Source organism: Psychrobacter sp. SC65A.3 (assembly GCF_025642195.1).
Classification (GTDB): Bacteria; Pseudomonadota; Gammaproteobacteria; order Pseudomonadales; family Moraxellaceae; genus Psychrobacter; species Psychrobacter cryohalolentis.
Window position 1 is genome coordinate 218,733 of the sequence record NZ_CP106752.1, and the last position, 14,491, is coordinate 233,223.

Sequence of the window (14,491 nt, forward strand, 5' to 3'; positions counted from 1 at the left end):
TCAATTTAAAAAATACAATCCTGATGGGAATGCTGCTGGGATAAATTTTATGAAGCCTCTGGAGTGCGAAGCGCACAGCAAGCGAGGAAAATTTATCCCAGCATAACCCTATTTTGAACGAGCCTATTTTATATTGAAATGACTATATAACAATCATATAAAAGGAATTCTATGTGTATTGTCGCCATTGCTTGGCAGTTATTTGATGAGCTGCCTTTGGTTTTATTGTCCAATCGCGATGAGTTTTTACAGCGCCCCACAGAACCACTACATCAATGGGAAGATAAGCCTATTTTTGCAGGGCGTGATGCGCAAAGTGGCGGTACGTGGTTAGGAATTCACCAAGAGCAGCATGCTGAATTTTATAAGCAAAATGGTCGCTGGGCGGCAGTATTGAACTTTCGCGATGGTGTGCAGGCAAGTAATGATGAGCGCTCACGTGGTGAATTGGTCGCTGGTTTTTTGACCAGTTGCTTAAGCCCGATGGAATTTGCACGGAAAATCAGTCTGCAAGAATATGCTGGGTTTAATCTGATTATCGGCGATAGCAAACAAGCGGTTGTCGTTAATAACCGTGGTCATGCACCAACATCCTTATATGGAGGCTTGCACGTATTCTCTAATGGTCAGCCAGAAGAGGGTTGGTTTAAGACAGAGCGTTTGCGTGGCAGGTTACGTCAAGAAATATTGCCATTAATTAGCGAAAATAGTGATTTTGAATACTGGCAAGACGCTGCTTTTAAGGTATTGTCCGATAATACTCAAGCACCAGAAGAAGAGTTACCAGATACTGGTATCGATATCAAAATAGAGCAAGCGCTGTCTTCGATTTATATTGAAGGCGCCAATCTTACTGGCATTGCTAGTAAGGAGGCTGCCAATAATGCCGTGCCAAGCTACGGTACAAGGACACAAAGTATTTTAACGTTACGACGAAATACTATTAAAGATTCAGGCATTCAAGCTGAAATCGTCAGCCGTGAATGCTCTCATTAGCTTTTTATAAAAATCCAGTGAAAAAAATACCGCTAATGATATTAGATATCACTAACGGTATTCATTATTGTGCTAATTGCATTAAAAATTAGTGACTTTATTCCACCAACAAATGGTTGTTTTGTTCCGGAATAATAAGCCCTTGTTGAAGCGGTAGCTCGGGCACCAATTCTTGCAAGGCGCGACGATATACGCTGCGTTTAAAGTGAATCACTTGTCCAAGTGGATACCAGTAGCTGACCCATTGCCAGTTATCAAACTCTGGTTTTCCCTCATCAAAGCGGATGTGTTGGGTATTTGGCTCATCTAAGCGTAGCAAAAACCATTTCTGTTTTTGCCCAATACATAAAGGGTACTGTCCATGACGCACATAGCGTTTTGGCAGACGATAACGCAACCAATCTTGCGTCACCGCTAGCAAATCGACATGACGCGGATGTAGACCGACCTCTTCCCAGAGCTCACGATACATCGCATCCATCGGCGTCTCCCCACGGTCGATACCGCCTTGAGGGAACTGCCAAGCGTTGTGACCAATACGTTTTGCCCACAGAACTTGCCCTTGTGTATTTGCCAAGATGATGCCGACATTGGCGCGAAAGCCGTCTGCATCTATCATGACGTAACCTTTTAAAATGTTTAAAAATAGCTTATTTCAACAAGGCACAGTGACAGCAATCATAATTATTATAGGGTGATTGCTATCGATACTTTGGCAAAATAAGATTCATTACCATCATTAAACCAAGAAAAGAACAAAATGTGTAACAGTATTTTGCTATAAAATGTTTCACAGCTTTAATGATTTAAAATCAAGGGGTTATATAAAGATATTTAAGCAGACTTTTGTATATTTTTTGGCTAAGTTATTTTGTTGTCAAAGTTTTTGCTTTAGTGTCTTATCGTTATAAGTGCTTACTTAATAATATAAGTAATAATACGAGTTTTTGATTCATTAATGCGGGTTTTAGCTTATGCTACACTAGTCATATTTTGCTTATCTTAATCAACGATAAAGTATTAAATCGATAAAGTTATTCTTATATATTGAACCAATAATATCGAACAAATAAGAACCTATTATTAAATAAAACTAGGAATATTAAAAATGTCAGAATCTAAAGCAAGCGTTACATGGCAAGAGAACAAAGCCTTTATGGGTGTATCGCCATCAGGGCATAATGTACAAATCGATGCTGATAAAGAAAAAGGCGCCAGTCCAATGGAGCTGATTCTACTAGGGCTTGGAGGTTGTGCTAGCTATGATGTGGTGGCGATTTTGCAGAAATCGCGTCAAAATGTGACTGACGTACGTTGTGAGCTGACTGCTCAACGTGCCGAAACCGTACCGGCTGTCTATACTGATATTCATATGCATTTTGTCGTGACCGGTCAAGATGTCAAAGACAGCCAAGTAGAAAAAGCCATTAAATTATCCGCAGAAAAATACTGCTCAGCCAGTCGTATGTTGGTACAAGGCGGGGTCAATGTGACGCATGACTTTGAAGTTATCGCAGGATAAAGGCGAGTATATTGATGAATTTATTCTTAGGATTGGTCTCTGATACCGCATCGTCAGCCATTTGGGCAATGGTGGTAGCCAGTTTGCTGCCATTAACAATGGCATTGACTGCAAAAATGCTCGGCGGCTTTAATTTGGCTGACAATTCCCATCCACGAGATTTTTTACAGGGTACGACGGGCGCTGCTGCACGTGCTAATGCCGCGCAGCAGAATAGCTATGAGACTTTACCGGTATTCTTAGCTGCAGTCTTAGCAGCGATGCTGTTTTTTGTGCCACAGCTGATTGTAAATACATTGGCTTGGCTATACGTGCTGATTCGTATCGGTTTTTGCGTGGCTTACATCACTAATTTGGCGATGTTCCGCTCTATCCTTTGGGGTCTTTCTATTGCCTGCTGTCTCATGCTCTTTTATTTAGCTATTCGAGTCAGTGTATAGTAGCAGCTGATTGAAAAAACTAATGCTTATAAGATAAAAGCAGCTAACGTTACTGTGCACTCATTTGTAGTGCGCTAATGATAGCTGCTTTATTTTTCTCTCTTTTAATACTGTCCCATAATATCTTCGCCTCGCTATAGCCTTTGGTGAGCATCGCTAACCATTGTTTATAACGACCGACCAATACAATATCGCTTTTTGCCGTGCCTTGCAGAAATTTAATCTGATGCGCAATCAGTTCTTGCCATAACAATGTTGTTTCATTATTTAAAGTCTGACTATGTTCTCTATCAACCTGTGCAATTAAGTCGGGACGGGTAACTGCACCGCGACCCAACATCAAATGCTCTGTACCCGATTGCGTCATACAATTTTGTGCGTGCTCTGCATTCCATATTTCGCCATTGGCAATGACGGGAATATCAAGCGCATTAAAGCTTTGAATCTTGTCCCAATAGGCTGGCGGCTTATAGCCTTGGGTTTTGGTTCGTGCATGAACAGTTAGCCAATCAGCACCACTGTCGTTAATCGCAGCTTTGATATCATCCATGCGACTGGTATCGGTATAGCCTAAACGTATTTTGGCCGAGACTGGAATATGAGCGGGAACAGCTTGCCGCACCGCGCTGATAATCTGATACATAGTTTCGGGCTCATCCAATAATACCGAACCACCACGGTGGCTATTGACAGTCTTGGCAGGACAACCAAAGTTGATGTCAATCGCTGGCGCACCAAGCTCGGCAGCATAAGCGGCATTTTCTGCCATGAGTTGCGCTTCACTGCCAAGCAACTGGATATGAATAGGTGTGCCACAAGCAGTCTTGGCATCATGACGCAATTCTGGAACGTATTTATAGAATACATGCGCGGGTAAGACATGCTGAGTCACACGGATAAATTCGCTAACCGACCAATCATAAGGGCGACCCAAGTCTGATGCAATTTGCGTGAGGATTTGCCGCATCAATGGATCGGTTAGGCCTTCCATTGGCGCAAGTAAGCGGACAGGATTGGCAAATAACTGACGGATGGTGTTTTGACGTATTTGAAGTTGCTGATTAGTATTCATGCTTGTTGTTCACTGCTAAAAGGTTGCTATTAAAAGGTTGACATAAAGAAAGGTAGGCTAGAGGTTTAGAGTGGCAAATACAAAGATTGATGAAGTTAGGAAGATTAAGTATTACCAAAAATCACTTTTTTGCCTGTCTGTAAGCCTGATATCAAGTCTTTGATATTATGGATGTCCAAATTGCTCTGGGCACGCGTGCAAGCGACGTATAGTAAACGCAACTCTTCTGGACTTATCTTGACGGCATTGGTCGTCACATCATAATAGAAGTCATCATCGAGCTGTACTTTTCCCCATTCAAGCCCTTTCGCCTTATGGGCAGTGGAGATAACATAGTTAGCATTTTCGATACTGGTAAGACTATTGACAGCTTGGCTCAGGACATTGGTGCCATGATCATCGACCAATTTCACCAGTGTTTTTAGATCGCTGCCTTCATTGGTTTCAGAGTACTCTTGTACATCGCCCCAATTATAAAAGTATGCCAGTTCAGGCACGCCATAAGCAGACTTGCCATTTTTTAAGTTTTCGGCGGCCTGACAAAATTTAAGCATACGATCGGTATCAGCTTGTAGCGCCACGCGGTGACCGAGCTTGAGTCCAGTCAATAGTTGCGACATTGCTGCCGCATTGGTGCGGCAAAGGATGGCATCTTTTTTACTGTGTACCATACCCTTATCAGTAGAAGATTGCTTATTAGGATTGCCTTTTAACGGGACATCTTCTTGCAATGCTTTGAGCAAAGTATTGGCAATTTCAGCAATCGGTTCGCCAAAACGAAACGACTGGGTCAATAAGGTTTGTGGTAAGGGTAGTTTTTTCATCGCATTGACTGCGCCGCGCCATTCATAAATCTGCTGATGAGCGTCACCCACATAAATTACTTGCCGTGGCTGCTGGGTTAAAATTCCCATCATCAATGGATCGGCATCTTGGGCTTCATCAAACAAAATAAAATCAGCTGGAATACTGGGTTTAGACAGTGCCCATAATTTAAGATAAATATCATGCCCGATACCAGCTGGATGGCGCGCATCAATCGACTGTAGCCAACGCTGCTCGACGGCTGGATAGAGCATCTCACGTAATTGCTCTGCATCTGAATCATCGAGCCAGCTGGGAAATTCAATATGCCTTGGTGCAGGGTAGCTGGCATGGGTGCTACAAAAATTGCTGACAGCATCACTGACAAAACGCGATAATCGGGCTGGGGTGAGCGTAATGTATTTATTTATACCATCCATTTGCCGACGTACTTGGACGGGTTGCAAGCCCAAATCATCACCCAGACGTTTGGGTGAAAAACGCGGCAACGACAGCTTAGCAGTGATATCACGGGCGACATGCCGATAAGCAAGCGAATGAAAAGTGCGACATTCCACATGCGGTGGAAACTTTGAGCGTGCATCATTGGCAATCGTCTTGTTAAAAGCTAAATATAAGCCGCGGCCACGCAAACGCTCACCAATCAGTTTTAAGGTCGTCGTCTTACCAGCACCCGCATAAGCCACCACTTTAAATGACTTGTGATCCATCGCCATGTTGAGAGCGCTCAGTTGCTCATCAGTGGGATCGCTCATATAAGCTGGCATAGATGTGGACATAAAAAATTACCTAAAAGAGTAAAACGGATCAAAAATGACGGGGGTAAAAAAAGCCACTGTATAGACAATGGCTGGCTCGTCATATGAAATTGCAAAATACTTGCAAGTGCACATGACAATAATACAAAAACTCATAGAAAATAAAGGTAGAAATAAGTAGGTTATATTAACAGATTAGCGCGTTGGCTGTTTTTGGAATAAGTGTCTGACAAGTGATGTTATTCTTTATTTAACCCTGTATTGCTTGCTAAAGCAGGACTGTGCTCTTCTTTAATTAATATTTTCGCTAAAAATAATCCTAGCTCAAATAGTAACCACATCGGAATGGCGAGCATCAACATCGACACCCCATCAGGCGGTGTAACGACCGCAGCAACGGCAAAACAGCCGACAATAATATAACGACGTTTATCTTCTAAGCTCTGAATGGAGACGACGCCAGTCAATATCAATAGCAAGGTGACGACTGGAATCTCAAAGGTTAAACCAAAGACCATAAAGAGTTTAAGTGCAAAACTTAAATAACTGTCGATATCTGTCATCGGCAAGACGTTCTGCGGCGCGAACATAATAAAGAACTTGAGAACCCCTTTAAGGACAATAAAATAAGAGAAAGCCACACCCGCATAAAATAAAAATATAGAGGACATCAAAACGGGAATCGCGATTTTTTTCTCTTTCTTATATAAACCGGGTGCGACAAACGACCAGATTTGATACAAAATGTAGGGCATTGCAAAGAATGCAGCGACAAAAACAGTCAGGCGTATCGGTGCCATAAAGTTGGAAGTGATATCCGTCGCGATCATCGTTGAGTTGGCAGGCAACTGGGCAACCAATGGGTCGGACAAAAAATCATACAGCTCGCGGGAAAATCCGACCAATGCTAAGAATATTACCAGTACGGCAACACATATCTTAATCAAATGACGACGCAGCTCAATCAAATGCTCGGTAATCGGCATATCGCCAAGTGAGTTTAGGATATCGCCAGAGTCGTCAGTATTGCTGTCGACATTATCATTAATGGTAGCTGTTGAGGTCTCGATATCTGAATCCGCGACTTTTTCTTGACGGCTTTTTTTACGTTTAAATAAGCCCACTAATTACTCTCCTGCTTATTAACAGAAGTCTGTTTGGGTAAAGGACTGTCTAGATGGCTGTTGAGTAAGATATCGGCTTTATAGTTTGGTAAGTAAGGCGGTTGCGGCAAACGACGCGCTTTATCATAAGCACCAAGACGAAACCACATGTTTTCCCACGGTCTAGTTATGATGGTTTGAATCACTGGATTGGCGTTATCATTAAAGTCAGTTTTTAGACTGTCGTTATCACCTTGTGCCGATGGCTGCTCAGAGCTTTCTGGTTTCTCAGCCTGTCTATTACTATCGTAGGCATAGTCAAAGGATTTTGGGCTCACTGGTCGATTATCATCATTCTCACTACTGGCTTGGCTACTTTGTCTTGGCTTAGCGTCATCGACTAGATCACGCGATACCTTTAAATGCTGGTTTTTCGAGGATTCAAACTCTTGCATACTGCCGCGCATTTCTGCCATTTCACGGCGCATTTCTGCTTCAGTCTGGCGAATTTTGGCCAGCTCTTTTTGCATTTGCTGGCGCGTCTCAGCTAAGTCAAGTTCTGCTTCGATTTCAGATTGTAAAGTAGAAACCGTGCGGCGAATTTTGGCATACCATTGCCCAGCGGTACGCGCCGCTTGGGGCAGCTTTTCTGGCCCCAAGACGATTAAGGCAATGACGCCAAAAAGCAATAATTCAGAAAACCCAATATCAAACATAATGTTTCGATGTCACTGTCTAGATGCTATACATTATGCGTGTCATCAACCTTACTGGTTGTTGGGCGCTCTTCAGTGTGTGCGTTGCCATCATGGTCAAGCACCACTTGCTTTTTGGCATGTTCAGTATTTTCATCTTTGACGGCTTCTTTAAAACCTTTGACCGCACCGCCCAAATCTTTACCAGCATTTCTCAGTTTGGAGGTGCCAAATACGACAACCACCACCACCAATAAAATCAGCCAATGCGTAATGGAAAAACTGCCCATAATGCTATCCTTATATCTTGGTTTTCAGTCTTTATAGGAATATGTTGAGTGTATAGAGTATTGTGATCGTACACAAAAGCTATCGACCGCTTATGCGAAGTAACACGTCACTATATTATAACCTGCTGTTATGACAAAAAGGTGAAAGCAACAATAATCAAACAGGGTAATGGCTAATCTTATAAAACGCTATCGAGCGGATTTTTCATCAATACCTGAGAGACCAAAGCGTCGACCTAGCTCATTTAATACTGCCTCTGACTCGATATCGAACCAAGCCAAACCTACTAAGGTATGGAACCAAACATCAGCGACTTCATAGATCAGCTCATGACGCGCTTCGTCATATTGGGCTTTATCCGTATTTTCATTGCAATTGGCAAAGTCTTTAGCAGCGATGATACTTTCAGTACTTTCTTCACCGACTTTTTCTAATATTTTATTCAAACCCTTGGCGTATAAGCTTGCTACATATGAGCTATCGGCATCCGCTTGTTTGCGTTCTCCTAATACTTTATCAAGCTGCTGCAAAATGGAATGAGTGGTAGCAAGGCTGTTATTTTGATGGCTGTGTGAATGGTCTATATTTTCCGCCGCCGCTTCATTAATTTCAGGCGTGGCTTGTGTTACTGTATTTGAATGATAAATATCAGCAGGATCCTTCAATACTTTATCAACCGTTTGCCACTCAGGCGTTTGCCCTGATAAATCCAAACGCTGATAGAAGCAAGACTCGCGACCAGTATGGCAAGCGATACCGCCAGCCTGAGTGACACTAAGTACAATCACATCTGCATCACAGTCCAAGCGAATATCATGTACGGTCTGAGTATGACCCGATGACTCGCCTTTATGCCACAATTTGGCACGTGAGCGCGAAAAATAAACCGCTGTCTGCGTTTGTGCGGTTAATTGTAGGGATTCGTCATTCATCCACGCCATCATCAAAATACGCCCAGACTTATGATCTTGAGCAATTGCAGGAATCAAACCATCTGCATTAAAATTTACGGCAGCCAGCCAAGCAGGTGAAGTCATAATCTTGTTGCCATCTTATAGGTAGAAAATAATAAAAAGTCGCTAAGTATTCGCTAAATAATAGTTATTCAGCCTATCTGTCATTTATGCGAGCGCTTTATCAATACGCAGTCTCTACTTAAACACAGCTTAAGCTGACATTCAATATGTTAAATCAGTAAATACAGCACAATTATACTCGAGCTGAATTTTGATACAGCAAGAATTGTAAATTAACAGTGTTTTTAATTCGCCTAGTTTGTTTTCAGCTAGCTATCGCTTGTGGCTGCTCAATTTTTGCTGCTAAGCGTGTGCTTTAAGTGGCTAATAATCAAGGTTTGGAAGACGAAAATAAGCAGCAAGGTATTTGTGATTAGAAAGAACAACATACGCTAAACAGCGTTAAAACTTTCCTTGGCAAAATAGCGCACGATCTGTTAAAATGTCGCCTCCCACCTCGAGGCAAATAGAGGTTTGGTGCCTGTTTTTACAGCCACTAATCATTATTGACTATTTGACGACCAGGTTCTAAAACAGAAAAAGAGGCAAATCATCATGAAAAATAAGATGAAAACCAGAAGCGGTGCAGCTAAACGCTTCAAAAAAACAGCGAACGGCTTTAAGCGTAAGCAAGCATTCAAAAGCCATATTTTGACCAAGAAATCACCTAAGCGTATTCGCCAGTTGCGTGGTCTTAAATTGGTGCACAAGTCTGACGAAGCAGCAGTTCGTCGTATGTGCCCATACATTTAATAGGCTATCGTCATTTATCTTTAATTAAGCGCTGTTTAATGAATAGCTACTGAATTAAAAGTATATGACTTTGCAATTTGATAACGATGTCTATTATCTGATGACATCGTGATTCGTTTAATAATGATTAAAAATATCTTGGAGTAATTTATGGCCCGTGTAAAACGTGGTGTACAGGCGAATCGTCGTCACAAAAAAATCTTAAAGCGTGCAAAAGGCTACTACGGTGCCCGTTCACGTGTTTACCGCGTAGCGGTACAGGCAGTGACCAAAGCTGGTCAATATGCTTATCGTGACCGTCGCAACAAAAAACGTACTTTCCGTCGTCTTTGGATTGCACGTATCAATGCTGGTGCACGCTTAAACGGCTTAAGCTATAGCCGCTTTATCAATGGCATGAAAAAAGCTAACATTGCAATCGATCGTCGCGTACTTGCTGACATCGCTATGCATGATGCAGCGACTTTCACAGCGTTGGTCGAAAAAGCTAAAGCGGAACTGGCATAAATATTAACCTTCCTTTAGGTAGGCTGCTTTTTAAATCATTATTGATAAGTAGTTATCTACATGGATAGGAATAATATTGATTAATAGGTTGATATTAATAAAAGCTACCGCTGGTCGGTGGCTTTTTTTATATCACATTGTCTGACTGCCCACTTTTAGTACCAGAATCACATACGCTGTTATAGGATAGCGTTTATCATCGTCTAAATATTCAAGCCATTCATATCATTGAAATTATCGTCACATGAATGGGTAAATGATTTGCAATATTTGGTCAAATCCCTACAATTACCTATCACTATTATTAATAGTCCGTTTAAATCAGGAAGAATGCGTCTTATGACTACCCCTGCTGCTACCACCGATTTGTCGGCGCTACCGACCTTGTCCACAGAGCTAAGCGAGCTTAATGAAGCTCAGCTAAATGAGTTGGCCAGTGCCGCTGAAGCCTTGATTCTACAAGTAACCAATGTGCGTGCGTTGCAAGATTTGCGGGTGCAATTGACCGGTAAAAAGAGTCCCTTAACTGGCTGGTCAAAGCAGATGGGCAAACTCAGCAGCGACGATAAAAAAACCTACGGCGGCTGGTTGCATCAAGTCCGTAGCCGTATTCAAGATGCGTTGACAGAGCAGCAGCAGCAGCTAGAAGTGGCTGCACTAAATGCTAAGCTTGCAAGCGAAAGCATTGATATCACCTTGCCTGCTCGCGGTGGTCAAAAAGGTCATTTGCATCCCGTGACCATGATTACCCAGCGTATGCAGCAGTATTTTATACAAGCGGGTTTTAATGTAGCCACTGGTCCTGAAGTTGAGAGCGATTACTATAACTTTGAAGCGCTCAATATTCCGTCGCATCATCCAGCACGGGCGATGCACGATACCTTCTATTTTGATGCGCATTATTTACTGCGTACGCATACCAGCCCCGTGCAAATTCGCACCATGGAAAAGAATGAGCCGCCGATTCGTATTATTTGTCCCGGTCGCGTCTATCGTAATGACTCGGACCAAACCCATTCGCCGATGTTCCATCAGCTAGAAGGTTTAATGGTTACCGAGTCGAGCACTTTTGCTGAGCTAAAAGGCTTGATTAGTGAGTTCTTGGAAGCGTTTTTTGCCAAAGAGCTGACCGTACGTTTCCGCCCGTCATTTTTCCCATTTACCGAACCTTCTGCTGAAGTCGATATCCTAGATGATAATGGTAAATGGCTTGAAGTCATGGGCTGCGGTATGGTGCATCCACAAGTGCTGACCAACTGCGGTATTGATGCCGAAAAGTATACTGGTTTTGCCTTTGGTATGGGTATTGAGCGCTTTGCGATGCTGTACTACGGTATCGATGATTTGCGCCTGTTTTTCCAAAACGACGTACGCTTCTTAAAGCAGTTTGGCTAGAGTGCTCTTTGTTTATATAAAAAGTGCTCCTTGTTAATATAACAAGTTAATGTGCCAACCTTTACTTCAAAATATTTATTATAAAATTCTGATCCGAGATACTTATGAAAATTAGCGAACAGTGGCTACGTCAATGGGTAAACCCAAACAATAGCAGTGAGCAATTGGCCGAACAACTCACGATGGCAGGGCTAGAGATTGATGATCGCTTTGCGGTCGCCCGTGCCTTTAGTGGTGTGGTCGTTGGTGAAGTTATCAGCGTTGAGCAGCATCCAGATGCCGATAAACTACGCGTCACACAGGTCAATATTGGTGCAGCTGAGCCGTTACAAATCGTTTGCGGTGCACCCAATGTGACTATTGGTATGAAAGTGCCTGTTGCGACTGTTGGTGCAGTTTTGCCAAGTGATGACAAAAAAGGCTTCACAATTAAAAATGGCAACCTACGCGGTGTCGATTCTAACGGTATGCTCTGCGGTGCTTCTGAAATTGATTTAACCGACAGTATAGACGGTTTGCTTGAATTGCCAGCTAACGCACCAATCGGTATGGATATCCGTGAATATTTGGGCTTAGACAATCAAATCCTAGATATCTCTATTACGCCAAATCGCGGTGATTGCTTTAGCGTACGTGGTATTGCGCGCGAGATATCAGTGATTAACGATTTGCCGTTACAAATGCCAAATATCCCTGATAATATCGATTTCACTCAAAACGAAGTGATGCCAGCTGTAACAGTCAGTGCTGTAGAAGCTTGTCCACGCTACCTTTTACAGTCGATAAGCAATATCGATCGTAGTATCGATACGCCAAAGTGGATGCAAGATGCGCTGGTTCAGTCAGGACTACGCTCGCACAACTTTTTGGTTGATGTGACCAACTATGTCTTGATGGAATTGGGTCAGCCGCTACATGCTTTTGATGCCGATACTATCGAGGGCGATATCGTTGTGCGTTTGGCACAGCCTGAAGAAACCATTACCTTACTAAATGAGCAAACCATTACCTTAACCGGTGATGAATTGGTCATTGCTGATGATAAAGGCGCACTTGCACTTGCTGGAATCATGGGCGGTCAACGCAGTAGTGTGACTGATAGTACCACCAATATTGTGTTAGAGAGTGCCTTCTTTAATCCATTGGCTATCGCTGCACGTGCACGCCGTTTTGGCCTGCATACTGATGCCTCACAGCGCTTTGAGCGTGGTGTTGATTTTGAATTGCCAGTGCTTGCTTTAGCGCGCGCTGTTGATTTGATTACTAGCGTTACTGGTGGGCAAGCCGGACAAATAGTAAAAGCGGAAAGCAGTAAGCATTTACCAGCACGCGCACCGATCACTTTACCAATTGCTAAAGTTCGTGATGTCATTGGTATTGAGATTGACCCTGCAGTCATGGTGCGTATCTTAACCCAATTGGGCTTTAAGGTAGAGCAGCAAGTAGATAGCCTAATTTGTACGCCGCCATCATATCGCTTTGATATGAGCATTAAAGAAGATTTGATCGAAGAGATTGCTCGTATCTATGGCTATGACAATATTCCAAGCGTCTTGCCACACCTGCAAGTCAGTATGGATTATGACGATACGGCAGATTTGACACACGAGATGAAGCTTTCGCTAGTCGATAATGGCTATATGGAAGCGATCAGCTTTAGCTTTAGTGACGCAAAAATAGAAGCCTTGCTCGATGATAAAGCCCTAGGAGAAGTACTGGCACTGGCCAATCCTATCTCTAGTGACTTAGCCGTGATGCGCCGTACTTTGCTATCAAGCTTATTGCCTTGCGTGCAGTACAATCTCAATCGTCAGCAGCCGCGCGTTCGGTTCTTTGAAACTGGGCTTAGCTTTGTTGGTCAAAGTATTAGCGAGTTAGTACAAACGCCAAGTATTGCATTAGTAGCAGTCGGAGATGTTTGGGACGAGCAAGCGTATCAAAACCGTGCGTTAGACTTTTATGATCTTAAGCATGATATTGAGCAATTATTACCTGCGCAAGTGGATGGTGCGCGTATCCGCTATGAGCGTAGTGAGCTAGCTTTCTTGCATCCGGGTCAAAGTGCCAAGCTTTATATCGATGATCAGTATGTCGGTTGGTTGGGGCAATTACATCCGAATACATCTAAGCAACTGGACCTGTCTGCTACTTGGGTTGCGCAGTTGTCATTGGCACCGTTACTAACGCTTGCTCGTGAACAGCATGCCATCACCACGCCAAGCAAATTCCCGCAAGTACGCCGTGATATTGCCATCTTAGTCGATAGCGATATTAGCTTACAGACGTTAGAGGCGACGATACGCGCGGCAGCCGGTGAGCTATTGACAGATATGTGGCTATTTGATGTGTATCAAGGTGATAAAGTGCCAGCGGGTCAACGCTCATTAGCTTTTGCGCTGATATGGCAAGATAAAATGCAAACCTTATCGGATGACGCTGTAAAAACGGCCACTGATAAAGTGGTACAAGCATTAACGGTTGAGCATTCAGCACAGCTACGTGACAGCTAACCTCTAATCGAAAAAGACAAATAATCTATAGCCTCAATATAAATGAGGCTATGGATTTTTGCTATTTATAAAAATTATTAAATAATAGAAGATTTTATTCATAGAGTAAGTTAAGTAGTTATTAATAAAGGATTTTAATGCAGACTTTATTAAAAAGACGCACAAAAACCTTTATAATAGCTAACACTAATTCTCATACCGCTAAACCATGATATTCGACATCACGACATAGCATAGGAGTCGTACTGTGAGCACCTTAACCAAATCTGACATGATCGAGCATTTGATGAATCATCTAAACCTAACGCGCCAAGAAGGTCGCTGTTTGGTAGAGAATTTTTTTGACGAACTGTCAGAGAGTTTGATTGATGGCAAAGAGGTCAAGCTTTCAGGCTTTGGCAACTTTGAGCTTAAAGACAAAAATAGTCGCCCAGGACGCAACCCTAAGACAGGGGAGCCCGTCGCCGTATCAGCGCGCCGCGTTGTGACCTTTAAAACAGGACAAAAATTCCGTCAACAGGTCGATGAGCGCCTATTTGACCAATAATAGTAGTGAGTAAGATTAAAAGTGATGGTTCGCAGTTGTCTATTAAATCGACTGTTATAGC

15 protein-coding genes are annotated in these 14,491 nt (G+C 42.8%); 8 read left to right on the forward strand and 7 right to left on the reverse strand.

The features are described from left to right. The first annotated feature begins 171 nt into the window (after positions 1-171). Positions 172-996 carry an NRDE family protein gene (locus OEG80_RS00955; RefSeq protein WP_263241316.1) on the forward strand — a complete coding sequence of 275 codons (825 nt, stop codon included), beginning with the start codon at positions 172-174 and terminating at the stop codon, positions 994-996. A gap of 97 nt (positions 997-1,093) precedes the next feature. Here the strand turns inward: OEG80_RS00955 and OEG80_RS00960 are convergent, their stop codons facing one another. Further along, entirely contained in the window at positions 1,094-1,615 is a 522-nt protein-coding gene (locus OEG80_RS00960) for an RNA pyrophosphohydrolase (protein WP_011514617.1), read from the reverse strand. Between the two features lie 489 nt (positions 1,616-2,104). Between OEG80_RS00960 and OEG80_RS00965 the strand changes: the two genes are divergently transcribed. After that, positions 2,105-2,518: an OsmC family protein gene (locus OEG80_RS00965; RefSeq protein WP_011514616.1), complete on the forward strand. Its 414-nt coding sequence runs from the start codon at positions 2,105-2,107 to the stop codon at positions 2,516-2,518. 14 nt (positions 2,519-2,532) lie between these two features. Next, positions 2,533-2,958, forward strand: a complete 426-nt coding sequence (locus OEG80_RS00970; protein WP_263241317.1) for an MAPEG family protein — start codon at positions 2,533-2,535, stop codon at positions 2,956-2,958. A 49-nt stretch (positions 2,959-3,007) separates the two neighbouring features. Here OEG80_RS00970 and OEG80_RS00975 read toward each other — a convergent pair whose 3' ends face one another. From OEG80_RS00975 to hisIE, 6 genes are all read right to left on the reverse strand, one after another. Beyond that, positions 3,008-4,030, reverse strand: coding sequence for a tRNA dihydrouridine synthase (locus OEG80_RS00975; protein ID WP_263241318.1), 1,023 nt, complete (start codon positions 4,028-4,030; stop codon positions 3,008-3,010). A gap of 104 nt (positions 4,031-4,134) precedes the next feature. After that, positions 4,135-5,634, reverse strand: coding sequence for a UvrD-helicase domain-containing protein (locus OEG80_RS00980; protein ID WP_263241320.1), 1,500 nt, complete (start codon positions 5,632-5,634; stop codon positions 4,135-4,137). A 218-nt stretch (positions 5,635-5,852) separates the two neighbouring features. Next, complete coding sequence (gene tatC / locus OEG80_RS00985; protein WP_263241322.1) at positions 5,853-6,737, reverse strand: twin-arginine translocase subunit TatC; 885 nt, start codon at positions 6,735-6,737, stop codon at positions 5,853-5,855. Further along, on the reverse strand, positions 6,737-7,432 hold the full coding sequence (gene tatB / locus OEG80_RS00990; RefSeq protein WP_263241324.1) for a Sec-independent protein translocase protein TatB: 696 nt from the start codon (positions 7,430-7,432) through the stop codon (positions 6,737-6,739). Before tatB ends, tatC begins: the two co-directional genes overlap by 1 nt. A 26-nt stretch (positions 7,433-7,458) precedes the next feature. Then, complete coding sequence (gene tatA / locus OEG80_RS00995; protein WP_263241325.1) at positions 7,459-7,701, reverse strand: Sec-independent protein translocase subunit TatA; 243 nt, start codon at positions 7,699-7,701, stop codon at positions 7,459-7,461. A 189-nt stretch (positions 7,702-7,890) separates the two neighbouring features. Then, entirely contained in the window at positions 7,891-8,739 is an 849-nt protein-coding gene (gene hisIE, locus OEG80_RS01000; RefSeq protein WP_263241326.1) for a bifunctional phosphoribosyl-AMP cyclohydrolase/phosphoribosyl-ATP diphosphatase HisIE, read from the reverse strand. Between the two features lie 534 nt (positions 8,740-9,273). On the opposite strand from hisIE, the gene rpmI reads away from it, so the two are divergent. The 5 genes from rpmI to OEG80_RS01025 all read left to right on the forward strand — a co-directional run bounded on the left by rpmI (position 9,274) and on the right by OEG80_RS01025 (position 14,430). After that, positions 9,274-9,471 (forward strand): 50S ribosomal protein L35, encoded by a 198-nt coding sequence (gene rpmI, locus OEG80_RS01005; RefSeq protein WP_011514608.1) that lies wholly within the window; start codon positions 9,274-9,276, stop codon positions 9,469-9,471. A 150-nt stretch (positions 9,472-9,621) separates the two neighbouring features. Further along, positions 9,622-9,978, forward strand: coding sequence for a 50S ribosomal protein L20 (gene rplT / locus OEG80_RS01010; protein ID WP_011281252.1), 357 nt, complete (start codon positions 9,622-9,624; stop codon positions 9,976-9,978). Between the two features lie 339 nt (positions 9,979-10,317). Then, positions 10,318-11,373: a phenylalanine--tRNA ligase subunit alpha gene (pheS, locus tag OEG80_RS01015; RefSeq protein WP_263241327.1), complete on the forward strand. Its 1,056-nt coding sequence runs from the start codon at positions 10,318-10,320 to the stop codon at positions 11,371-11,373. Between the two features lie 104 nt (positions 11,374-11,477). Further along, positions 11,478-13,883, forward strand: a complete 2,406-nt coding sequence (gene pheT, locus OEG80_RS01020) for a phenylalanine--tRNA ligase subunit beta (RefSeq protein ID WP_263241329.1) — start codon at positions 11,478-11,480, stop codon at positions 13,881-13,883. A 247-nt stretch (positions 13,884-14,130) separates the two neighbouring features. Further along, complete coding sequence (locus OEG80_RS01025) at positions 14,131-14,430, forward strand: integration host factor subunit alpha (RefSeq protein ID WP_011514605.1); 300 nt, start codon at positions 14,131-14,133, stop codon at positions 14,428-14,430. The last annotated feature ends 61 nt before the right edge of the window (positions 14,431-14,491 follow it).